23 protein-coding genes and 1 pseudogene are annotated in these 23661 nt (G+C 35.0%); 23 read left to right on the top strand and 1 reads right to left on the bottom strand.

Features of this window, described 5'->3' with window-relative positions:
* The first annotated feature begins 2 nt into the window (after positions 1 to 2).
* From wecC to ACFX5U_RS20835, 13 genes and pseudogenes are all read left to right on the top strand, one after another.
* Positions 3 to 1211 (top strand): UDP-N-acetyl-D-mannosamine dehydrogenase, encoded by a 1209-nt coding sequence (gene wecC, locus ACFX5U_RS20895; RefSeq protein WP_400262008.1) that lies wholly within the window; start codon positions 3 to 5, stop codon positions 1209 to 1211.
* Positions 1212 to 1223: 12 nt separating this feature from the next.
* Complete coding sequence (locus ACFX5U_RS20890) at positions 1224 to 2051, top strand: oligosaccharide flippase family protein (protein ID WP_400262007.1); 828 nt, start codon at positions 1224 to 1226, stop codon at positions 2049 to 2051.
* Positions 2029 to 2670: an oligosaccharide flippase family protein gene (locus ACFX5U_RS20885; RefSeq protein ID WP_400262006.1), complete on the top strand. Its 642-nt coding sequence runs from the start codon at positions 2029 to 2031 to the stop codon at positions 2668 to 2670. Before ACFX5U_RS20890 ends, ACFX5U_RS20885 begins: the two co-directional genes overlap by 23 nt.
* A gap of 3 nt (positions 2671 to 2673) precedes the next feature.
* On the top strand, positions 2674 to 3204 hold the full coding sequence (locus tag ACFX5U_RS20880) for a hypothetical protein (RefSeq protein ID WP_400262005.1): 531 nt from the start codon (positions 2674 to 2676) through the stop codon (positions 3202 to 3204).
* Positions 3185 to 3808 (top strand): glycosyltransferase family 4 protein, encoded by a 624-nt coding sequence (locus ACFX5U_RS20875; protein WP_400262004.1) that lies wholly within the window; start codon positions 3185 to 3187, stop codon positions 3806 to 3808. Before ACFX5U_RS20880 ends, ACFX5U_RS20875 begins: the two co-directional genes overlap by 20 nt.
* Complete coding sequence (locus ACFX5U_RS20870; protein ID WP_400262003.1) at positions 3789 to 5888, top strand: O-antigen ligase family protein; 2100 nt, start codon at positions 3789 to 3791, stop codon at positions 5886 to 5888. The genes ACFX5U_RS20875 and ACFX5U_RS20870 overlap by 20 nt, the downstream gene beginning before the upstream one ends.
* Positions 5889 to 6265: 377 nt before the next feature.
* A pseudogene (locus tag ACFX5U_RS20865) lies at positions 6266 to 6424 on the top strand (DapH/DapD/GlmU-related protein); the annotation flags it as partial.
* A 1-nt stretch (position 6425) separates the two neighbouring features.
* On the top strand, positions 6426 to 7550 hold the full coding sequence (locus ACFX5U_RS20860) for a glycosyltransferase family 4 protein (RefSeq protein ID WP_400262002.1): 1125 nt from the start codon (positions 6426 to 6428) through the stop codon (positions 7548 to 7550).
* On the top strand, positions 7550 to 8791 hold the full coding sequence (locus ACFX5U_RS20855; RefSeq protein ID WP_400262001.1) for a glycosyltransferase family 4 protein: 1242 nt from the start codon (positions 7550 to 7552) through the stop codon (positions 8789 to 8791). Before ACFX5U_RS20860 ends, ACFX5U_RS20855 begins: the two co-directional genes overlap by 1 nt.
* Positions 8784 to 9389, top strand: coding sequence for a sugar transferase (locus ACFX5U_RS20850; RefSeq protein ID WP_400262000.1), 606 nt, complete (start codon positions 8784 to 8786; stop codon positions 9387 to 9389). The genes ACFX5U_RS20855 and ACFX5U_RS20850 overlap by 8 nt, the downstream gene beginning before the upstream one ends.
* Positions 9390 to 9399: 10 nt before the next feature.
* Entirely contained in the window at positions 9400 to 9987 is a 588-nt protein-coding gene (locus ACFX5U_RS20845) for an acetyltransferase (protein ID WP_400261999.1), read from the top strand.
* A 20-nt stretch (positions 9988 to 10007) separates the two neighbouring features.
* Positions 10008 to 10523 carry a DegT/DnrJ/EryC1/StrS family aminotransferase gene (locus ACFX5U_RS20840; protein WP_400261998.1) on the top strand — a complete coding sequence of 172 codons (516 nt, stop codon included), beginning with the start codon at positions 10008 to 10010 and terminating at the stop codon, positions 10521 to 10523.
* Positions 10471 to 11145 carry a DegT/DnrJ/EryC1/StrS family aminotransferase gene (locus tag ACFX5U_RS20835; protein ID WP_400261997.1) on the top strand — a complete coding sequence of 225 codons (675 nt, stop codon included), beginning with the start codon at positions 10471 to 10473 and terminating at the stop codon, positions 11143 to 11145. The genes ACFX5U_RS20840 and ACFX5U_RS20835 overlap by 53 nt, the downstream gene beginning before the upstream one ends.
* A gap of 43 nt (positions 11146 to 11188) precedes the next feature.
* Here the strand turns inward: ACFX5U_RS20835 and ACFX5U_RS20830 are convergent, their stop codons facing one another.
* Positions 11189 to 12292 (bottom strand): nucleotidyltransferase family protein, encoded by a 1104-nt coding sequence (locus ACFX5U_RS20830; RefSeq protein ID WP_400261996.1) that lies wholly within the window; start codon positions 12290 to 12292, stop codon positions 11189 to 11191.
* Positions 12293 to 12593: 301 nt separating this feature from the next.
* Here ACFX5U_RS20830 and ACFX5U_RS20825 point away from each other — a divergent pair, with 301 nt between their 5' ends.
* From ACFX5U_RS20825 to ACFX5U_RS20780, 10 genes are all read left to right on the top strand, one after another.
* Complete coding sequence (locus ACFX5U_RS20825; RefSeq protein ID WP_400261995.1) at positions 12594 to 13169, top strand: polysaccharide biosynthesis/export family protein; 576 nt, start codon at positions 12594 to 12596, stop codon at positions 13167 to 13169.
* Between the two features lie 216 nt (positions 13170 to 13385).
* Positions 13386 to 15788, top strand: a complete 2403-nt coding sequence (locus ACFX5U_RS20820) for a GumC family protein (protein ID WP_400261994.1) — start codon at positions 13386 to 13388, stop codon at positions 15786 to 15788.
* A gap of 413 nt (positions 15789 to 16201) precedes the next feature.
* The gene (locus ACFX5U_RS20815; protein WP_400261993.1) at positions 16202 to 16891 is read left to right on the top strand and encodes a hypothetical protein; all 690 of its coding nucleotides are present in this window, start codon (positions 16202 to 16204) and stop codon (positions 16889 to 16891) included.
* Positions 16892 to 16944: 53 nt separating this feature from the next.
* A complete protein-coding gene (locus tag ACFX5U_RS20810) occupies positions 16945 to 18228 on the top strand; it encodes an SUMF1/EgtB/PvdO family nonheme iron enzyme (protein ID WP_400261992.1) in 1284 nt (427 codons plus the stop codon).
* A 113-nt stretch (positions 18229 to 18341) separates the two neighbouring features.
* Positions 18342 to 19007, top strand: a complete 666-nt coding sequence (locus tag ACFX5U_RS20805; protein ID WP_400261991.1) for a hypothetical protein — start codon at positions 18342 to 18344, stop codon at positions 19005 to 19007.
* A gap of 4 nt (positions 19008 to 19011) precedes the next feature.
* Positions 19012 to 19287: a hypothetical protein gene (locus tag ACFX5U_RS20800; RefSeq protein ID WP_400261990.1), complete on the top strand. Its 276-nt coding sequence runs from the start codon at positions 19012 to 19014 to the stop codon at positions 19285 to 19287.
* 1133 nt (positions 19288 to 20420) lie between these two features.
* A complete protein-coding gene (locus tag ACFX5U_RS20795) occupies positions 20421 to 21050 on the top strand; it encodes a hypothetical protein (protein ID WP_400261989.1) in 630 nt (209 codons plus the stop codon).
* Positions 21051 to 21182: 132 nt separating this feature from the next.
* Positions 21183 to 21626 carry a hypothetical protein gene (locus tag ACFX5U_RS20790; RefSeq protein WP_400261988.1) on the top strand — a complete coding sequence of 148 codons (444 nt, stop codon included), beginning with the start codon at positions 21183 to 21185 and terminating at the stop codon, positions 21624 to 21626.
* Between the two features lie 732 nt (positions 21627 to 22358).
* Positions 22359 to 22991, top strand: a complete 633-nt coding sequence (locus tag ACFX5U_RS20785; protein WP_400261987.1) for a fibronectin type III domain-containing protein — start codon at positions 22359 to 22361, stop codon at positions 22989 to 22991.
* Complete coding sequence (locus ACFX5U_RS20780; protein WP_400261986.1) at positions 22988 to 23458, top strand: DUF5675 family protein; 471 nt, start codon at positions 22988 to 22990, stop codon at positions 23456 to 23458. Before ACFX5U_RS20785 ends, ACFX5U_RS20780 begins: the two co-directional genes overlap by 4 nt.
* Positions 23459 to 23661: the final 203 nt, after the last annotated feature.

Below are 23661 nucleotides of genomic sequence, written 5' to 3'. Positions count from 1 at the left end.
ATATGAATCCAAAAGTAGTTACCATCGGATTGGGATATATAGGATTACCCACTTCTGCTTTGATTGCAAATAATGAAATTCCTGTGCTTGGTGTTGATATTTCACAACATGTTGTTGATACCATCAATGCCGGAAAGATACATATTGTAGAACCAGAGTTAGATAAGGCTGTCGCGTCAGCAGTACAGAAAGGGTTTTTGACAGCTAGTACTAAGGCTGTAGGTGCTGATACTTATCTTATAGTTGTCCCTACTCCCTTTAAGGGAGATCATCAACCAGACATTTCTTATGTGCAGGCTGCAACCGAAGGGATTATTCCTTTATTGAAAGAAGGTGATTTGTATATTATTGAATCAACTTCTCCTGTGGGTACAACTGAAAAAATGATGTCGATTATTTTTTCTAAACGACCAGAATTAGAAAGTAAAATTTATCTGGCTTACTGTCCTGAGCGTGTGCTTCCTGGAAATGTAATGTATGAATTGGTACATAATGATCGAGTTATAGGTGGTGTTAACGAGGCTTCTACGCAGAAAGCACTAAGCTTTTACAGTCAATTTGTAAAAGGGGAGTTACATGCAACTAATGCACGTACTGCCGAGATGTGTAAATTAACTGAAAATGCTTCTCGTGATTCTCAAATCGCTTTTGCAAATGAGTTATCTTTAATTTGTGATAAAGCTGATATAAATGTGTGGGATTTAATCCGATTAGCAAATAAACATCCCCGTGTGAATATTCTACAACCCGGTTGTGGTGTAGGAGGACATTGTATCGCAGTAGATCCATACTTTCTAACAGCAGATTTCCCGATGGAATCTCGTATGATTGCTCAAGCTCGCGAAACAAATAATTATAAATCATTCTGGTGTGCAGAAAAGGTTAAATCAGCGCGTCTAGAATTTGAAATTAGAAATGGGCGTCAGCCATCGATAGCGATAATGGGTCTTGCGTTTAAGCCAAATATTGATGATTTACGTGAATCTCCAGCAATTCATATTGCAGAAAGAGTTTTACAGGATTCAGGTGACGCAGATATGTATATTGTGGAACCAAACGTTCATGAGCATAAAGTTTTTAAATTGACGGATTATAAAGTTGCTATTGAAAAAGCGGATATTGTGGTGTTTCTGGTTGCTCATAATGAATTTAAAGATTTGACTTTTAATGGTCGCCAAATTGTGTTGGATTTCTGTGGAGTAAGTAATTAAAGTTATTTTCGGGTGAGTTTATTTAATAAATCAATTAATGGCTTTATTTGGAGTTTTCTGAACTCCATAGGTATGCAATTAATTAACTTCATTGTCCAAATTATTCTTGCGAGAATTCTTTCTCCAGAAGTATTTGGCACAATGGCAATAATTCAAGTCTTTCTTACAATTGGATTGTATTTGATGGACGGTGGCATGGGAAGTTCATTAATAAGAATGAAAAATCCTACCCAAGACGATTATTCAACTGTTTTTTATACTAATGTTTTTTTTGGCGTAATTATATTTGGAGCTATATGGTTTATAGCTCCTTATGTCGCTACATTTTATAGTTTGCCAGATTTAACTATATTAATAAGAGTTATTTCCTCTTCTTTTTTAATTAGATCATTTGCAGCTACCCAGATGGCTATTTTAACGAAAGAGATGGATTTTAAAAAACTGGCACTTATACAATTGCCTTCTATATTAATTTCTGGGGTTATAGGAGTTATAACTGCAAATTTTGGATATGGGATATGGAGTTTGGTTATTTTAAACATCGCACAAGCATTAATCTTTACAATCTCATTTTGGTTACAGTCTAAATGGCGTCCTTCTTTTGTTTTTAAGAAAAAGTTATTTAAATATCATTTTAATTTCGGTTTTAAAATTTCACTAACTAATGTTGTTAATGGTGTTTTTGATAATATTTATAATATGGTAATTGGAAAGACATACAATGTTTTATTTTTGAGTTATTATAACAGAGCAGAAACTGTTTCAAATGCTCCCAGGAAGGATATTGTCCAGTACCTTAGAAAAGGTTACATTTCCAATGTTTTCAGAGATTCAGAATGATGATGAAAAAATTAGGAAAACATATAAATTAATTCTGTTGCAAGTCATATATTTTATTTGTCCATTTTTGATTATTACGAGTATTGTCGCTATTCCTCTTTTTAGATTAGTGCTTACTGAAAAATGGTTGCCGATTGTACCATATTTTCAAGCATTATTGATTGCTGGAATATTTAATCCTTTGCAACGATTTAACTTAAATATATTAAGAATTAAAAATATGCCGGGTGCAATTTTGTGGTTAAATTTAGCAAGACGGGTATTGTTTGTGGTGGCAATTTTTATTGCAATTAATTCGGATTTACTTTATATGGTTTATTTACAATCTTTTGTAATGTTTTTATCATTTATTATGATTTCCTATTTTGTTGGTAAAACCATATCTTATACTCTGTTACAACTTTTTAAGGATGTAATGCCCATTTTTACCTTTATAGTTGTTTGGTCCATTACTTCATATATATTGTTCCATTTCATCTCGAAAATAAATAATGATATATTAGTTGTTGGTGTTTCTTATCTATTGAGTATTTCAATATATGTTGTTATTTCTAAAATAATTAATATACAACAACTTAAAGATATCCAGATAATTGCTAATAAATATTTGAAAAAATAAATTATGAGGATTTTAAAAATTGTTAATAGTGTTGATAGTGGTGGCGTTTTTAATTGTGAGAAACAATTTATAAAGGAATTGCTGCGTTTAGGAATCGAAGTTGACCTTGTTATAGTTGGAAACGGAATTAATAAGGATATTTATGCTAATCTTGGTGCAAATTTTTTTATTATACCAGAGATACCTTCTTTTAGTGCTAGAAGTATTACAGAGATTTTTAGGGTTTATAAATTAGGGTTGTCATCAAGAAATCTTATAATAAATAAATTTGGGGACCAGTCTTATGATGCAATTATTTATAGAAGACAATATTATACTTTTTTAAGTTACTTTATTGGTAAGCATTTTAAGAGTAAGGTTTATTGGCATATTCCAGGTGTTATAAAATCTAAATTCTTAAAGAAAGTTTATAATGTTTTATTATCAAGCTTAAATGTTATACCCCTTGCGAATAGTAAGTATACACAATCTACTCTTGGTGATATTTGTAAATATGTAGTTTATCCAGGATTTGATGAGGATAGAAACCTCTAAAGAAGGTGATAAAAGGAGCTATCGTGAAATGTTTAATATATCAGATGAAACTATTGTTTATGGTGTAGCGGCTAGAATTTATCCAGGAAAAGCGCAAAAGTTCGTTATTGATGCATTGCATGAAAGTGATATGTTTGATGATAATAGAGTATTGTTAATCGCAGGGAAGATAGTAGATGAAGAATATTGGAATGAAATAAAAAGTGAAAATGCGCATCTTTTTGGAAATAAAGTCTTTTATTTGAGTGAAATCGAGGATATAAAAGCATTTTATTCAAGCGTAGATATATTAGTTAACGGAGGAATTGAGGCAGAGGCTTTTGGAATTAGTGTAGCAGAAGGCTTAGGTTCATCAAAACCAGTAATAGCGTATGGTTTAGGTGGTCCCTTAGAGATGATTGAAGATGGTATTAACGGTTGGATAATTACTGAACCGTCATTAGAATGTTATATTGAAGGATTTAAAAGAACAAAAGTAAATAGAGAAATATTAAACGAAATGGGTAAAAATAGCAGGAAGAAGGCAGTAGATTTTTCTGTTAATTCTAATGTTGTTCATTTATTAGAAATCATAAAAACTGAAAATGGAAATACAACAAAGTAAGGAAGTTAAATTTAATAGCTTTTATGTCGCATATTTACTTTTCGGTGTTCAATTAATTGGTTTTATACCGGCCTTCCTTAAAGTTAATGCACAATTGTTTCTTTGGGTGGGAAATATTTCGGTATTCTTAATGTCTGTTTTCATAATTTTACCGTCTTTAAAATCATTTCCAAAATCTAAATCTATAAGCATTCCAATTTTATTATTTATTCTGTTGTATAGTTGTAGAATGTGTTATGATTTATTTGTGCTAAAGATTTATGCTAATTCGTTTCCAAATCCGACAACGTATCTTATTTATTTCTTTGGAATTTGTTTGTTACCTTCATTCGCAATATTTCAAATAAGGAAAATTGACCTAGATTTGGTCTTTAAATGGGCTTATATTATATTGGGGATGATATTGATATTTTCTCTCATTGTTAATTTTATGGGATTAGGTTCTGCATCTACATCTGGTGGTGAAGTTGAATTGAGAGGACAGGGGAATGATGCGATGGGCTCTTTAACATTTGGTCACTTAGGCGTTTCGTTTAGTATTCTTTCATTATTTAAATTCAATTTAACAAAACAAAAAAAATATTTAATAGGACTTGTTTTAGGAATATTTATAATGTTTTTGTCAGGAAGCAGAAGTCCTCTTCTCTCATTATTAGTTGTGGCTTTTCTCATATATAATGGTCATAAGAATTTATTAAGAATTTCGTCAGTTGTTTTTGTTTTATTTATACCTATTTATTTATTTGCTGATGAAATTTTATCATTTCTTTCTGGAATAAACAGTAATCTAATATTTAGGTTTGTTCAGGCTATTCAAGAAAATAAATATTCAGGTAGAGATATTCTTTATGAACAAGTGCTGACTCAAATAAATCGTTCACCTATTTTTGGTGATTCTTTTCTTGTAACGGAAGGACCTATGATTGGCTTTTATCCCCATAATTTGATTTTGGAAAGCTTACTTGTTACTGGAGTTTTTGGTACGATGCTTTTTCTTTTTTGGCTATTTTCAATTTTGAAGAAAGGATTAGGTTTAATTAAATTACGTGACAAACAATCTTGGATAGTATTTTTATTTATCCAATTTCTTATATATGGAATGTTTTCTAAATCATTTTATACAAATCAATATTTCTGGTATTATTCAACATTAATTTACACCTATTACTGGTATAGTTATGAAAAAGATAAAAATATAGTCATTAAAGTAATTTTAATAGTTCTTGCTGTATATTGTGCAAATGGAGCTGTGGCACAATCAAATAATCAAGATATTTATTTTTTTAATCAAAGATATAACGTTGCAACAATTGATTTTTTGAAGTCAAAAAACTTTAAAAGAGTTGATATAATTACAAATTCTAGTTTAGTAAATAGCAAGGGAAATCTTGATTTTGACAATATTTCAAAGAACTTAAGTAAAATTATTAAATCGGATACTAAACTGTTAGTAATTGATTGGGAGAAGGACGATTTTTGGAATTTGAAAAATAAAAAAGGGACAGCTAGTTTTAAAAATTCAGAAAAAGAGTTTATCTCTTTGGTTAAATTTATCAAAACGAAATATCCTAATTTAAATGTAGGTATTTATGGATTGCCGTTTAAGGTCTTTTATAATAAGGCAGCAGCCTATAATGAAGACAAAAAGTTTGATAATATTTTAAGAACAGTTGACGTGATATGTCCATCGTTATATTTTGATTTTTTAGACAAAGAAAAAGGTGCTGACGTGAATAAACTTTTTTTAAAAAATCAACTAGAAGTGGCGCTTGATTATGGTAAAAGATTAAATAAGAAGGTTCTCCCATTTGTGTGGGAAATTGTTCACCCTTCAAATAAAAATTATGGAGGGCAACTTGTTCCTATTAGTGAATTTAAGTCTAAAGTAGATTATATTCGTGATTTTAAACATTTGAATAGTTCTGTTAGTGGGTTTATTTGGTGGGCTCCAGGAAATGCGACATTAGGACACTCTCCAAATAAATCACGCTCTTTTTCCCAAAATAAGCGAAATCAATATGATGCAAATGTCAATAGAAATGGTGTTACAATTGATTATGTAAAGTCATTGAAGTTATAAAGTGTATGAGAAAAATTTATAAATATGTGGCATTAGGACTTTACTATTGTATAGTTGTCCATTTACCCGCTACAAATAATCGATATATTAAATTTCCTAGATTTATTAGGAGGTTTTTAGCTCAGTTTATTTTCCTTGATTGCGGAAGTAATATAGTTATTGAGAAAGGTGCTAATTTTGGTACGGGGAAAGATATAATAATTGGGAATAATGTAGGAATTGGTTACAAATGTTCTATTCGAGGACCTCTAGAATTAAAGGGTAATATTATGATGGGTCCTGAGGTCATGATTTTGACAAGAAATCATTTGTATGATAGAATTGATATTCCTATGAATCAACAGAAAGGGGCAACTATAAAAAAAGTTATAGTCTGTGAAGACGTTTGGATTGGAGCACGTGTAATAATTTTACCAGGAATTACGATTGGTAAAGGTTCAATAATTGCAGCAGGTAGCGTAGTTACAAAGGATGTGCCAGAGTACTCTATTGTTGGGGGAAACCCTGCGAGAGTAATCAAAACTAGAGTTTCCTGATATGAGAGTATTGCATATTTGTAATGATTTTTCATACTCTAAAGTTTATAAAAATTTGTATGAACAATTAGACAGTTTAGATATTCAACAAATTGTTTATCATCCTTTAAGACATGTTGAAAATATAGGAAAGAATGTTTTTCCATTTAAAGTTGTAGAATCAGAGGTCGTATATTCTAAAGTGTTTATAAAATGGTATCATAGATTTCTCTTTAGAAGGAAAGTAAATTTATTATATAAGGATTTATTATCTTCAGTGGATGTGAGTAAAATAGATATTAGTTATCCGACAACACTTTTTAGTGATGGCGCGATAGCTTATAAGTTATTTAAAAAATTTAAGCTACCATACATTGTTGCTGTTAGGAATACTGATGTCAATTTATTTTTAGCCTATAGACCGGATTTAATTCCTTTTGGTTTGAAAATTTTAGAATCTGCTGAGAAAATTGTATTTATTAGTGAGGGTTTGAAAGTGAAATTTTTTGAACACCCTTATTTTATAAAGTATAAAGAAACCCTGTCCTCAAAAACGCAGGTGATTGCTAATGGTATTGATTCCTATTGGTTATCAAATAATATTAGAAAATTTGAACCAGAGTGTGAGGGTAATAATTTCTTATTTATTGGTAGGTTTGATAAAAATAAAAATGTATTGAATCTAATTAAAGCATTAGATAATTTACGAAATAAGTATAGAAATATACATCTCGATTTAGTCGGAGGTGGAGGAGACCTTCATGATGAGGTTTGTGCTAGTATCAAAAATAATTCGTGGTGTCATTTTTATGGTAAAGTTTATGAGAAGGATGAGTTGAAGATGATTTTCCATAAAAATGATTTTTTTGCTATGCCGTCAATATATGAAACATTTGGTTTAGTATATATTGAGGCTCTTTCACAAGGACTTCCAGTTTTATATACTAAGAATCAGGGAATTGATAAGCTTTTCTCATTTGAGGTTGGTGAAGGAGCAGATGGCACAATTACTGATATTCAACTCTGTTTGGAAAAAATGATTTTGAATAGAAAGTCATATAAAATTAATGATATTGTTTTTAATAGATTTAATTGGATGAAAATTGCTGAGTTATATAAAAAGATATTTTTAGAGGGAATTAAATAATGAAAATACTATTACTGCATCAATACTTTTTAGAGGATGATGATCCAGGGGGGTCTAGATGGAATGAAATGTCTAAAACTTGGATAGAGCAAGGCCATGAAGTTATAGTTATTGCTGGTATGATGCATTATAATGGGAATGCAAAGCGAGAGGAATATAAAGGGAGATATTTCGTTAAGAAAAAGCAAGGAAAGGTTGATGTGTACAGAACACACGTTTCAGAGTCCTATAATAGTGGATTTTTAGGAAGGCTATGGGGTTATTTCTCATTTATGTTTTCATCGTTATGGGCGGGATTATTTAAAGTGAAAGGTAATTATGATGTAGTTATAGTAACCTCACCACCTTTGTTCGTTGGGATTTCTGGTTATTTAATTGCCTTATTTAAGCGCCTACCCATGGTTTTCGAGATACGAGACCTATGGCCAGAATCAGCAATCGATACCGGTGTATTGACCAACAAATGGGTTATTAAGATGGCATATTGGATTGAGAAGTTTATATATAAAAGAGCAAATTTAATCAATGTGTTGACACCTGCTTTTTATAACACATTAAGAGATAAGAAAGGAATACCAATTGATAAAATGGTGATGATTCCTAATGCTGCTGATTTTTCTTTATCTGAGACTATTTTGTCGAAATTTAATAGAGAAGAATTCCGTGAAGAGCATGGACTAACTGAGCACTTCGTCATTACATATGTGGGTGCTCACGGTGTTGCAAATCATCTTGAGCAAATTTTGGATGCAGGCAAATTACTTGAAGATACTAATGTCTTATTTCTACTTATTGGACAAGGAATGGAGAAGAACCGATTAATGGAAAGGGCAAAGGAAATGAATGTGAAGAATGTTCGGTTTCTCGATCCGGTACCTAAAAGTGAGGTTTTTAAATTTATCATCGCGTCTGAAATGGGTGCTTCTGTACTTAAGAAAGTAGATACCTTTAAAACTATATACTCAAATAAAACTTTCGATTATTTTTCTTGTAAAACACCTATTTTGATGGCTATTGACGGGGTATCTAGAGAATTGCTCGAGGAGGCTAAAGCAGGTAGTTATGTAGAACCAGAAAATAAAATGGAATATGATAGGGTAATTCGAGAATATTTAAATGATATGACTCGATTGACAGTAGAAGGTGAAAACGGATTTAATTATGCAAAATCAAATTTTGATAGAGAAGTTTTAGCAAAGAAGTATTTACTTGAAATTGAAAAAATTGTAAATCATGTATAAACATTTTTTTAAGCGATTTATTGATTTTTTAACAGCTTTCTTTGGGCTACTCTTTTTATCTCCGTTATTTATCATTGTGACAATTGGTCTCTATTTTGCAAATAACGGTAAACCATTCTTTTTTCAGGCCAGACCTGGGAAAGGGGGAATGATATTTAAGATTGTCAAGTTCAAAACGATGAATGATAAAAAAGATGCTGTTGGTAATTTGCTTTCAGATGCTGAACGTCTGACTCCGATAGGTGCTTTTGTACGTAAAACCTCATTAGACGAAATTCCACAATTGATAAATGTTTTAAAAGGTGATATGTCATTGATAGGGCCAAGGCCGCTTTTAATCCAATATTTACCTTTATATAATGAAACGCAAAAGCGTCGCCATGAGGTAAGACCCGGTATAACAGGTTGGGCACAAGTTAATGGAAGAAATGCCATTTCATGGAATAAAAAGTTTGAATTAGATGTATGGTATGTGGATAATATTTCTCTTGCAACTGATATCAAGGTTTTCTTTACAACCTTTAAAAAGGTATTTAAAAGCGAAGGAATCTCGGCAGACGGACATGTAACAATTGAACCTTTTAACGGACATAATTAATTTTTTAAAGATGTATTTGTTTGGTGCAAGTGGACATGGTAAAGTTATCGCAGAAATTGCGGAAAGTAATAATCTAGTTGTTGATGGTTTTTTTGATACAGACTTCAATAAAACGAAAGTTTTAGAATATCCTGTTTTTCATGAGGTTCCTTCTAGAAAAGTAGAGATAATCATAGCAATCGGAAATAATAAAGTTCGAAAAGATATTGTAAATGAATATGTTAACTTTGAGTATGCTAAATTGATACATGCTCGATCACATATTTCTAAACGAACAAGTATAGGTTTAGGAACAGTGATAATGGCAGGTGTAACAGTGAATGTGGACGTGCATATAGGTGAGCATTGTATCATCAACACAAATGCATCAGTGGATCATGATTGTGTCATCGCAGATTTTGTGCATATATCACCCAATGTGGCATTAGCAGGTAATGTAATGGTCGGAGAGGGTACGCATGTCGGAATTGGTGCTGTTGTCATTCAAGGTGTTAAAATAGGTGCATGGTGCACCATAGGCGCAGGTGCTGTAATTATTAAAGATATTCCTGATGGATGCACCGTAGTGGGGAATCCAGGAAAAGTAATTAAGAAATAGAACGATAAATATAAAATATCATGTCAGATAAAATTTGGCTTTCATCCCCACATATGGGAGGGCGTGAATTAAATTATATTCACGAAGCTTTTGATGCGAATTGGGTAGCCCCATTAGGACCGAATGTAAATGGTTTCGAAGAGGATTTAGAAGAATTTTTAAATGCAGATGTTAAAGTAGCGGCATTGTCTGCTGGTACGGCAGCCTTGCATTTAGCATTAATTGAGTGTGGAGTTGGTTATGGCGATGAGGTTATTTGTCAATCGATGACATTTTCTGCCTCCGCAAATCCAATTGCCTATCAAGGAGCTATTCCTGTTTTTATTGATTCTGAAAGAGATACTTGGAATATGTGCCCAATTGCATTGCGAGATGCTATATCGGACCGTATTGCTAAAGGAAAGAAACCGAAAGCTATTATTGTGGTTCATTTATATGGAATGCCTGCAAAAATGGAAGAAATTTTAACAATCGCTAACGAATTTGATATACCGGTTTCTCGAAGATGCGGCAGAGGCGTTAGGGTCTACTTATAAGGGTAAGGCATGTGGTACGTTTGGAAGATTTGGTGTGTTGAGTTTTAATGGTAATAAAATTATAACTACCTCAGGTGGTGGTGCATTAGTCTGCCATTCGCAAGAAGATAAAGATAAAGCGGTTTTTTTATCGACCCAAGCACGTGATGATGCTCCTCATTACCAACACTCTCATATTGGATATAATTATCGTATGTCTAATATTTGTGCAGGTATAGGTCGTGGTCAAATGGAAGTTTTAGCTCATCGTGTAGAAGCGCGTCGTGCCATGACTGATTTTTATGTAAACTTGTTTTCTTCTTGCCCTGGCGTAAAAGTGTTTATTGAACCTTCTGAAGATTTCTATTCGAATCATTGGTTGGCCGCAATCACAATTGAACCTATTGAAGCTGGAATTACTCGTGAAGAGCTAAGATTGGCGCTCTTGGAGTTTAATATAGAATCAAGACCATTGTGGAAACCTATGCACTTACAACCTGTATTCGAAGAAACTCCATATTATGGTAGTAATATAGCGGAAGATCTATTTGATAAGGGCCTATGTTTACCCTCTGGTTCTAACCTAACGGATGAGGAGAGAATACGTATAAAGACTGCTATAGAGCAGGTATTTAGTAAATAATTAGATAAATCGATCTTTAACTATATAGTTAAAGATCGATTTATTAATCGCGATCTATTCCAATAAATTTAGAATAGAGTTTTATTATGGGAAAAAATATAGCTTCTTGAGGTGCATATGGGAAATAACGTTTAAAGTTACTCCATAAACGTTTTGCCCCATCTGGGTGAACAGAAATTGTTTTGATTGTTTTCCCATTTACAAAACGGTCGTCATAATAACCAAAATTTCCACCATGCCAAATTTCAGTTAACATCCAATCAGATTGTGTATCTTCTGGATAGGAAAAAGGGAGCGCATCATTAGGTAATCCGATGTGTTTGGTCAAGATATGATGTAAGATATGAACCCATTTCAAGATACCAACTTCTTTATACATCTGGAACAATGCTTGGGCGTCAATTTGATCCTTATAAGTAATGTATAAGCGCGCTGCGTCACATATTTGACGTAGGCCTATACCAAAAGAAATCATATGTTTCAAAATATGTGCGTTGACTTGAAGGATTTGGAGTTCAGGAGCAAGTACTTTAATAGCGACATTATTGATTAAAAGTTCTTGATACTTATCCTTATAGGAAGTCTCGATGTTTTTTAGATAGCTATACTTGAATGGACTTTTGATATCGAAAAGACGTTTATGATGTTCGATATGAATATGGTTCCATTGATAATCCAAACTAAAACCTGCCGTGTCCTGAAAATTTATTTTTTTAAGTTTTAAATATTCTCTTGCTTTAGCATAGCCATCTTCTTCAAAATACCAATCAATATCTCCAGATATCCGGTGTAAGGGTTTGATGTAGCATGCAGCCACTCCCTGCCCCTTTTGTAGTATGGGAAAGATTTCTTGTTTCGTAAAAGAAGAATATTGGATGGCGATAATCTCATTCATTTTTGTATTGTGGCGTTCAATCTGGTCCATGCGGACAGTCCATTTCAACCTTAGCGTTTGTGGTGGGAGTTGAGATTCGTCCAAAAATGAAAAGCTATCGTAAATAAGACTTTCGACTACATGAGTAGTTGCAAAAGAATATATTTGTGACCACTCGATTGCTGATAATGTCCTTTCTGAATTCAAAGACCCTTTTTGCCACAGGCCAATCCTAAGTAATTGTAAAAATATGTCACGAAGTTTATGATCCATCTATAAATTGTAAATACGAATATATCCAAAGATAACTATTTTTCATTTAGACATTTTATAAATTATATCTTCCTTTATTTGTAAAAGTACAGGTGAGATATTATTATCTGTATGTTTTTCACGTTATGGAAGGTATATTGTAGAAATAATCAAATATTTAATTTTACGTATTATTTTTACGATACTATTACTCATTTGTAGCTATCTTTTTTAAATTGACATTTAATAGGGGTAGTATGAATAAAATAATATATTTTTGTTCTTAAATAAAACAGAATCTATTTCAAAATTTATATCGAACATGCGGTTATTATTAAAGTATGGTTCATCGTTAGGTATGTTTCTTATTATGCTAATGATGTTTAGTTCTTGCGGGTCTCGTAAGAGGATGGTTTACTTTCAACAGGATTCTACACAGCTAAACGCTGTTTATGAGCAATTTATTCCTAAAATACAGCGTAATGATATTTTAACAATTGCGGTTACGGCAGCGGATCCCAAGGTTACGGCTCCATTTAATCCAGTAAGTTCCATGGTTACAAGTAATTTGAATCAATCTGTGGATTTAGCACTTCGTCCAACCTATACGGTAGATGAAGAAGGAAATATCACACTACCAATGCTAGGAAAAGTACATATAGAGGGATTGACACGACTTGAAGCAATTGAAAAAATTCGTGCCGAATTAAGTCAGTACATCAAAGATCCGGGTGTGAATATGAATTATAATAATTTCCGGGTATCTGTTTTAGGAGAAGTTTCAAAACCAGGTTCTTTTATTATGCCGACTGAGCGTGTAACAGTTTCTAGAGGCTTTAGGTATGGCAGGGGACTTGACCATTCGAGGAGTACGCGAAAATGTTACCTTGATTCGTGAGATGGGTGGCCATAAGACAATTCACCGTTTGGATTTAACCAAGCAGGAAACTTTAAATTCGCCATATTATTATTTAGCTCAAAATGACGTAATATACGTCGAACCGAATAAAGCACAAATAAATAACTCTAAGTTAGGAGCAAATACAAATATCATTATTTCGATTGCCGGCCTAATTATCACTGTAATTTCAGTTCTGACTCGCTAATATATTTCATGGAACAACATCCTAAACACAACAAAGATAATCAAGAAGAGGAAATCAATATGAGACAACTCTTTGAGCAGTATGCCTATTATTGGAAGTGGTTTGTACTTGCCATTATCCTTTCATTAGGTATTGCATTTACTTATTTACGATACGCCCAGAAGTCATATAGCACTTCTGCGAAAATTTTACTAAAAGATGAACGGAGTGCTTCTGCGGGTGAGTTGGCTGGTATTGCCGAGTTAAGTAGTAGTATGGGTTTCGGTGGAAGTCGTGCCGCGTTTGTAATTGATCAAATAGAAGTTCTTTCATCTAGGAGATTGATTAGAAAGGTAGTTGATTTGCATAATTTAAATATTACTTATTCTGCAAAAGGTCAGATTCTTTCAACTGAAATGTTGGAGAGGGATATGCCCTTTAAAATTCTTCTTCAAGGTAATCAAGATACTACTAAGCTTAATATAGAGGTTCGTTTTATAGATGGTAAGCAATTAGCTGTTACTGATGTAACCTCTGGTAAAAAGATGACCTTTGGATTTGATAAGGTCGTGAAAATTGGATACAATGAAGTTATTTTTAAAGAGAATAATACCATTAGAAAATTTAACCCTGATGTTGATTTTCAAGTCAAGGTGATACCTAAGAATTGGGCTGTTGATGCGACTCAAGGGGCTATAAGTATTATGCCAGGTAAGGAAATGCAGTCTTACATCGTAAATTTCGCTATGGTATCGCTATTAAGTAAAAAGGCTGAACTTGTTTTAAATTCTTTAATAGACATCTATAATGCTGATTTGACCAACGACAAAATGCGGATGACCCGAGCAACTTCAGATTTTATTAATAAACGATTGGTTCTGATTTCTAAAGACCTTTCAGGGGCGGATGAAGAGGTGGCAGATTTCAAATCATCAAATGCTTTGGTTGATATGGGCACAGAAGCTGGTGTTTATCTTAATAATGCTTCAGATAACGATAAAAAGGTGTTGGAATACCGCACCCAATTGCAGTTAGTCGATCATATGAACGATTTCATAAAAGGCGAAGCTGAAGGGAAATTGTTACCCTCAAATATCGGGTTACAAGATGCTTCCATTGGTACTACTATTGCAGCATATAATAAATTGGTGCTAGAACGAGATGATTTATTGAAATCTGCTTCTGATTTAAATCCTGCAGTTATTGCACTTAATGAAAATATTGCTGATAGTCGTAATAACATCCGCAGATCATTAGAGAATTACCAACAGGTAACCAAATTGGCCTTAAATAATATCGAACGAAAGTCTAATGAAATTAGGGGTAGAATCAATTCGATACCCAATCAAGAACAGGGTTTTAAGAAAATATCAAGACAGCAACAGATTGTTGAATCATTGTATTTATTATTATTGCAGAAGAGAGAAGAGAGTGAAGTAAAAGCAGCTGCAACTCCCGATAACTTAAAGATTATTGATTCAGCTTATGGTAATGGTATACCTGTTGCCCCTCGCGGAAAAGTAGTTGTGTTAGGAGCCTTAATATTAGGGCTGCTAATTCCTTTTGCAATTCTATATTTGAAGTTTTTATTGGATAATAAAATACATTCACGTAAGGATATTGAAGATATCGTTAAAGCTCCAATACTGGGTGAAATACCGAGTTCAGAGGATACCGTTATTCATCAAAATGACCGATCGTCGTTGGCTGAAGCTTTCCGGATTTTACGTACGAATATGAACTTTATGTTTGGTGCGGAACAGAAGGATAAGTCTAAAGTCGTTTTTGTGACTTCAACGATTTCTGGTGAGGGTAAATCATTTGTGGCAACTAATCTTGCACAGATATTATCCATGTCAGGTAAGCGTGTATTATTGGTAGGTGCTGATATCCGTAGTCCAAAAGTATTGGATTATTTAGGACTATCGCATTTACAACATACGAATGTTGGAATTACTCAGTTTTTGATTAACCCAGAGATGGATGTGGATAATATCATCATTAAGAAGCCGGGGAATTATGACTTCGATGTTGTATACTCAGGGTATATCGCTCCGAATCCTGCAGAACTATTGATGAATGGTCATTTTGACGATGTGATTAAATATGCACGTGAACATTATGATTATGTATTAGTTGATACGGCTCCTGTGAGTTTGGTAACCGATACCTTGTTAATTGCACATAATGCCGATTTGACACTTTACGTATCACGTGTAAACTTCCTGGATAAACGTTTACTTCAAGTGCCGCGCGAACTCTATGTTGACGGTAAACTGAAAAACCTTGCCGCAGTAGTCAATGATGTGGACTTTGCTCGTGGTTACGGTTATGGATACGGTTACGGTTACGGCTACGGTGATAAGAACGAGAAAAAAACAGGCTTAGCTAAATTGTGGCAGGACTTGAAAATTAAATTAGGTTTCAAATAGAAATCGATAATATATGGAATTGGCGCTTTTCTTTTTGGAATTGCGCCAATTTTTTTTGCTTCTTTTATAATTCGTTCTGAATATCAAAACACTACCTAAAATTGAAATAAACCTCATGCAACTAGAGTATGGCTTAAAAATTGCATATAGACTCGCGTGAAAATTATTTCATAACGATTCATCATCTGTGCTGTTAGAACAACAATTTAAGTAAAAATTACGTTACTTTGTAGGATGATTAGCATTAATAGCGAATCAATTTGGCATTGCCTAAACCCAATGAAGATTACGCAGGTTTATCAATGATTTTTAATATGACAACAATTAAAAGTTTTTATTACATACCTAATATGTGGCCATATGCGATCACATCCTTCTTTTCTGAATTTATATTTAATCAATCAATACACAAAATGAAAAAACTATTACTTACACTTTCTCTTTTTACCTGCTTAGGTATTGGAACTGTTTCTGCACAATTCTCTCGTCCCATTACAGTAGGTGCGGGTGTTGGAGCTGCATATGGCTTGGCAGATTTGGGAAATACGAAATTGAACTTTGCTTGGTATGGAGAAGGTGATTATTTAATAAGTCCTTTTATATCCGTCGGTCTTCATGCACAAAAAGGTGAAGTAAGTGGCAATGGTTATGGTAGTGAATATAGCAATAAATATTACGCTGGTAATGTGAATGGAAAAGTACGCTTGGGTCAATTCATGGGATTGCCAGATAATTATAGTAATTATACCTTAGGTGCTAGTAATCTGGAGCGGATTGTATCCAATATTTATATTGGTGCTGGTGCCGGCCTTATGAAAAACCGAATTTCTAGACAATTGGAAAGTGGTTATAGCACTGGGATAGTGGCAAATGGTGGTGAGATTGCAGATGATCTATCGGCGATACATTTCATCGTTCCTTTAAATGTAGGTGTCGATATCCCTTTCGGGAGAACACTTTATGGACCGCAGTGGGCGATCAATGTTAACTACCAACATACTTTGACTACGAATGATAATCTAGATGGTATTATCAATAAAAATAAGGATCAGTATGGTTTTGCATCTATCGGTGTAAAATATGCATTCTTCAACCGCAATTAATCCATTTCAACGCAGTAAAACATAAATATCAAAGATTAATAATTATGAATAAGATGAAAAGATACTATCCGAGTCTAACGATTGGGCTGGTTTTTTTAGCAGTTTTAGTGTGCATGCAAGCTTGTAAATCAAGTTCGTCCATATATAAAGCTCCGAAAGTGGCCGCTTTCCGTGCAGGTAAATTACCAGCGCCTCCGGGAATGGTGTATGTCCCTTCTGGAACTATTTTGTTTAAAAGTTCTCTGGATAGTGCTGATACGGGTAAGAACGTGAGTCTGAGTGCATTTTTTATTGATGAGGCCGAAGTGACCAATAAACAATACCGCGAGTTTATCAACTGGGTAGCCGATTCAATCGCGGTAACGGATTATCTAAAGGATGATCAGTACTTTTTGGAAACGGGTGACCCTGAAGGTGAACGCCCAATCGACTGGAAGAAAGTGAAAAAAGTTTCACCGTTATGGAAGAGCAATGACCCTACTATACGGGAACAATTAGCACCTATGATCCTGATGAAAGGATCTAAAAGAACGCTGAACCCAGAGGTGATGCAATATCAATATGAGTATCAAAAAACCAAGGGTAATGCTAAAAGAACATATGTAAAGGATGCTGTTCTAGTGATGCCTGTAGAAGATATCTGGTCCAGCGACTTTCCGAACTCGCAGTTAGCATCGCTTGATGTCAACTATTTTACACATGAATCTTTTGATTACTATCCTGTCGTTGGTGTAACCTGGAGACAGGCAAGAGCATTTACAGACTGGCGTGGGAAAGAAGTGATGGCAACGTTGATGAAAAACTCTTATTTGAGTGGCTATCAGCTGACTTTAAGCCTTCCTACTGAAGCGCAATGGCAATATGCTGCTGAAGGCAAGCTAGACCCTCGGGATACGACTACAAGCACGCGTATGACCATTGATGGGGCAGAAGGTAAGGAAAAGCTAGCAGTCAATTTTAAACAGGGTGAAGGAACTTATTCGCGTGATGGAGCTACGTTTACGCTTCCGGTAAAATCGTATACGCCAAATGCTTTTGGAATCTATAACATGGCTGGTAACGTTTCTGAATGGACATTGGATGCCTTCAGTCCATCGGCAATGGTATTTGTCAACGATTTGAATCCTGTTCTTTTATATGATGCGGATGATCAAGATGCCGACGCTTTGAAAAGAAAAGTAGTACGTGGTGGTTCTTGGAAGGATAATGGTGAGCAATTGAATAGCGAAACCCGTAATTATTCGGTCGATTATGAACCGCATTCGTATATCGGTTTCCGCTGTGTGATGTCTGCTTTTGAAATGCCGACTATACAGAGTAAAACAAGAAAATACTAATAACTTGATATAACATTCAAATCGATAGCAATATGACACGGTGCTCACCTCCTAGAATACTTGGTATTGTGGATATGCATAGTGGCGTATTGGCTATGAAAAAAGATATTCCAATGAAGATTTTGATAACGATTGCAATGGCTATGGGATTTGTTCCTGTCTTTGCACAACAAGAAATACCAGATAGTTTAAAGACTGAACAGCTGACAAACAGCTTTGAAGGAGAGGTATTGATGGATACGATACCGACTACAGATGGTTTTTATCAGGCCAATAACCTGGAAGATGCGGTCCCTTTTGCTTATCCAGAAATCAATATGAAAAATATCCGTTTTTATAAAAGGGTATGGCGTGATATCGACCTGAAGGATGAAAAAAATCTCTTGCTCGCAACACCGGGAAACTCTTTGATAGAAATTATCATGAAGGGTATCGAGGCGGGTAAGTTGTCTTTATACAGTCCTGATGATGATTCTTTTAAAGGTAGAATGAGTGCTAATGATGGGCTTGCTCGTTTTACGGATAGCGTACTCGTACCCATATTTGATGATGAGGGAAACCAGATTGATTCAAAAATGGCTTTAAATGAATTTGATCCTACTCGTGTCACCAAATTTCGTATCAAAGAGGATATCTTCTTTGATAAGCAACGTGGCCGTTTGGAGAGCCGTATCATTGGTGTAGCGCCATTGATGGATATTACGACTTCAGCTGAGCTGGCTGAATCAGTGGGTTTCTACTCCTGCATTTTGGTTGTATTTCCCACAATTGCGTTATAGCTTGGTGAAGGTCGATATTACCGATCCAGATAAAGGGCTATACGATATGACGATGGATGACCTGTTTGTGCAAAAGAAATATGCCAGTACGATCATCCGTGAGTCTTCTGCAGGTGCACTAAAAGTAGCTGACGAAGCACAGCAATTGCAAGATGCAGCGCAGATCGAGGAAAAAATCGATGCTTATAAAAAGAAATTATGGACGAATCCTAAGGGTGTGAAAGCGGAAAACTTAGAAGAGTTTATCCCTAATGCACAGAAAAAAGGAAAGAAAAAATAAGCATAGTTTAGTTTTGCTATCATAAAAAAAGCATTCTCATCTTTTGAGAATGCTTTTTTTATGATTTGAGGTCGTATTTTGAGACTTCAAAACTTCAAGATTTCAAATCCTTGGACTTACATCTCCAGTAGCTGACTTAGGTAATAACCCTATTATTGGACGCTCAGCGTTTTTTAACGTTATCAGGTTATGAGGTGAGTATGTTAGACTGGTTAGTTACTCATTTACTTGTCACTCGGTTACTAGTTACTATGTCACTCATTTACTTTGTCACTACGTTACTCAATCACTTCGTTACTTAAAAATTTCGGAGTACAGCGTGGTTGTTAAGCTATAGTCCTATTTAATTTTTATTGGTTTTACTTGTTATCATAATTTGTATTGGCTTAGGCGATTTATGTCTGTAGCAAGTTGTTACGAATGACTTTTTTCTGTAATTGTTTATTCATTATTTTAAGGGTTTTATAATTGGTTATTGCTACTATATTACCTTACAAAGTCCTAGGAGTAATCATTTCTAAAATGATTTTGTGCCCAAATTCTTTTCTGATGTGACGAAATTTCGGATAGGTGATGGCTATAAATACCGTGTTTAGATGCTGTAGATGTAGTAATGGTTATTTTGTTTGTTTAATGGATGAAATGTGAAGCTTGAAATGGTAGATACGATTTTGTGACGAAATTATTTCCCGCTGCGACGAAATAATTTCCTTTTGTGATGAAATATAGTTTTCAAATTGATTAAAAAGGACAGAATGTTTTCATATCTTGACTTTTAAGAACCTATTTACAAACTAGCTTATTAGCAATATCTGTTAATCCGTATGAATGATTTTTACAACAATTGTAAAACTTGTATTCCTCAATTTTCTGATCATTACTGGTGGCAAAAATCGCAGCACCGGAAATATTTTGATAGATTCCTCTACATCTCCATTTTTATTTCTTTGATTGGTACCTTGTATCTGTTACAAGCTCGAAATGATCAATTTTTATCAGAACGTATTTTAGACTCCGATTACACCCTAAAACTTATTGTGGTCTTTGTATTTCTTTTATTGATGCAGTGCCTTTGCTTCTTCGTGGTTAGGTTGCTGTTTTATATACATATTAAGAGTTATTCAAGGTTCGTCATGATGTGTATTAGGATGATGGGGTATGTCCTGATTTTTTATCTGCTGTTACCTTGGTGTATCAAACAATTCATCGTCTTTATTACTACGCATCTTCAGCAAGTGGATGTCCGTGGTACAGGCTATCTACATCATGAGTATTATCATATTTGCATATGGATGATATTATATGTCAGTCTTTGGATGTTTTTTTTCTTTTCGAGGGAAAATAATCGTCACCAACGGTCTGCAGAGCATAAACGACGTGAGTCTAAACGATTAGCTGATAAGCTACTGCGTCATGATCTACGTGAATACCTAGAAAAGGGATTTATGGTCATCGTTAAAAAAGATACGGTACTATTGATCAATGCAGAAGGAGAGTTGTCGCTAAAGGGACGTAAAAATGATGACCTTAATTTAGCTTTGAAATTGGATTATACACAAATCTCTAAAAGTGTCTTTATCGTAAAAGATGAAGTTTTAGTGGTGGCGGAAAACCATATTGAAATTTCATCTAAACGTAGTGAAATTTTAGAGATGGCATTAAAGAAATATAAGAAATTGGCGGATGTTGCCGTTGAGTTCAAAAGTGAGCATGGTTTATTGACGCTGAGCCCAGTATATGGGGAGAAGTTAGGTAAACACTAAAAAATATTGGCCAAATCCCGAGCGGATTTAAATCTATTGGTTTTACCTGCAATTTTTAATATGTAGGTCATCAAGGTACGCTTCCGATAGTGTGCCCTGGCTGTTTGATGTCCTGCTTTTTGCAATAAAACCATGAATAAATTTATGCTTATTGAGCAGATGCAACAGGCATTGTCTCAATTGGTGCAACATGAAGTGCAAACCGCACTTTCAGATATTCCTTCAGAAAATCTGCTCCAGACGATAATCGATCGTTTTTCTTCTGCTCCATTTCCGGCTACCCTATTACCGCTTATGGAAGAGTGCGCTGAACTCCTTTCCTCACATTTATCATCTCCGGAAACTCCCCTTAATCATATACCCGAGTATGTATCCATCATCTGGATCATTGATAAGTTAGATATCAAACGCTCCACCTTTTATAGATCGGTCAACCAGATTCTGCTTTTCCCTGTATTGCGAGTAGGAAAGCGACCGTATTATTTGAAGGCGGATGTCATTGCATTATTTGATAAAACGAAGGGAAAAGGCCCTTATATTTTAGGGAAGTTGGCGCATCAGGTGCGCCAAAGTTAGCGAACGGAGCCACAAAGTGCCGCTTTCTCTAGTTACTTCTTTGGTTTTGGTAGCCGCTTCTTGCGGATAGGTGCCCCCTTGTTGTTAAAAGGGGAGCACTTGTCCACAACTTGTGGACACTTGTGGATATAAGTGGCTACTTGTTTCGGATAGGGGGACACCTCTTTGAAAATAGCATGTACTTGTTTACTCATGGGATATACTTTTTGTGTCGTACGCATTACTTATTATATAAAAGGGTCCGCTGCTTTAGGACAGTATTCCACCTATGGTGAATAAGTGACCAGGAGTAGTGAAAAAGTGTCCACGAGTTCTGGATATCCGCTCTGATATTGTGCATAAGTGACCGGTCCTTCGGCAGACCGAGCACTTCTTTTGAATAAGGGTCCACTTGATTCCTTAAATGTACTCCTTCTTTAGAAGATATACCCACATCTTGGGAATAAGTGTTCACTTGCAATCAAGTTTGGTCCGCAGGTTTAAAAGAAGTAAAACCTTCTTTTAAACGTGGTACTAGGCAAAGCCAAGAAGTAGTTGGTTTTTGGGGCTGTTTTTCATTTTTCCAGTTTTTTATTGTCCCACATTTCCATTCACTGTCCCATGTTGTCCCAAAGTGTCCCGCTTTTCGAATTTTACTGTTGTCCTCTTTTATGTTTGTTTCATGATGTTCGTCCGGAAGTGCATCTGAAACTAATTTTTTAACAGCGCGTAGGCGCTATTATAATTCAAAACATGAGAAAGAAAAAAGTAATCTTGGACTATTCATTGGTCAGTGACGATGAGTTCAATACGATGGTGGGTAAAGTACTGGACTGTCTGGAGGGACATGCTATTTTGGTCGATCTGCCGGTCAGTCTGGTGGAGCTGAAAGCACAGGCGGATGACTATAAGGCCAAATGGCAGAAGGCGAGCCGTGGGGGGAGTGTACTGGAAATAGCAGAAAAGAATGATAGCAAGAGAGCGGTATCGCAACAGCTGAAAAACATCGCTTTTTATGTCAATACGGTGGCTGATGGTTCGCGCTCTATTTTGCTGAGTTCGGGGCTGATCTTGGAGAGTGAACCAAAAAGCTCGCAAATACCTGGAGTGGTGCAAGAGGTGGCTTTACAGGATGGTAAGCAACGCAATCAGTTGCAGGTCAAGTTTAAACCATTGAAAGAAGCTATTTTATATGATTATCAGATAGCAGGTACCTTGGATGCTTTTGATCAGCCGGTATGGGGGGATTCTTTACAGACCAGTACGAGTTATGCCAATATATTCTCGCCTGTGCAACCCGGTTTTACCTATTACCTGCGTGTACGTGCCCGTAATAAAAGAGGAATCGGCGATTGGAGTGATGCGGTAAGCCTAACAGCGCGATGAGTACCGTAGTGGTTAAAAGAATCGGACAGGGGAACAACAGTACCCTCTCTGAAATCTATATCGATGGAATGTTGGTCTGTTATGGCCTGGAAGATCTGGTGCGCGATATCAAGATCAAAAGCGAAACAGCGATTCCGACGGGTGTCTACCCATTGGCCTTCAATACCTATGGTGCTATGCATGCGCGCTATAAACGTAGATTTCCTGCTGTGCACAAAGGGATGGTCGAAATCCGTGATATCCCGAACTATAGCTATGTATACATCCACATCGGTAATAATTTTGGGGATACCGCAGGTTGTCTTTTGGTGGGTAGTGGTTGGGAATTGGTGGAAGGGGACTATGAACTGCGACAATCGAAGAAAGCATACCTGTCTTTGTACAAGCGGCTGGTAGCTATGATGGCGAGTGAAATGGTTTTTTTGGAGATTTTGAGTGACGGAGTGATTAGTAACGGAGTGACATAGTGATTAGTAACGAAGTGATTAGTAACGGAGTGACATAGTAATGAGTGACGAAGTGATTAGTAACGAAGTGACATAGTAATGAGTAACATAGTGACATAGTAATGAGTGACGAAGTGATTAGTAAAGCTGTAAGGTGTGATAGAGAGGTAAGTACTTGTTACTTCTTACTGGTCACTTTTGTTACTTTCTTAACTTTTATACAA

Source organism: Sphingobacterium sp. SG20118 (assembly GCF_044740685.1).
Classification (GTDB): domain Bacteria; phylum Bacteroidota; class Bacteroidia; order Sphingobacteriales; family Sphingobacteriaceae; genus Sphingobacterium.
Note: the sequence above shows the minus strand (reverse complement) of the source record. Positions and strands in the feature narration are given on the sequence as shown.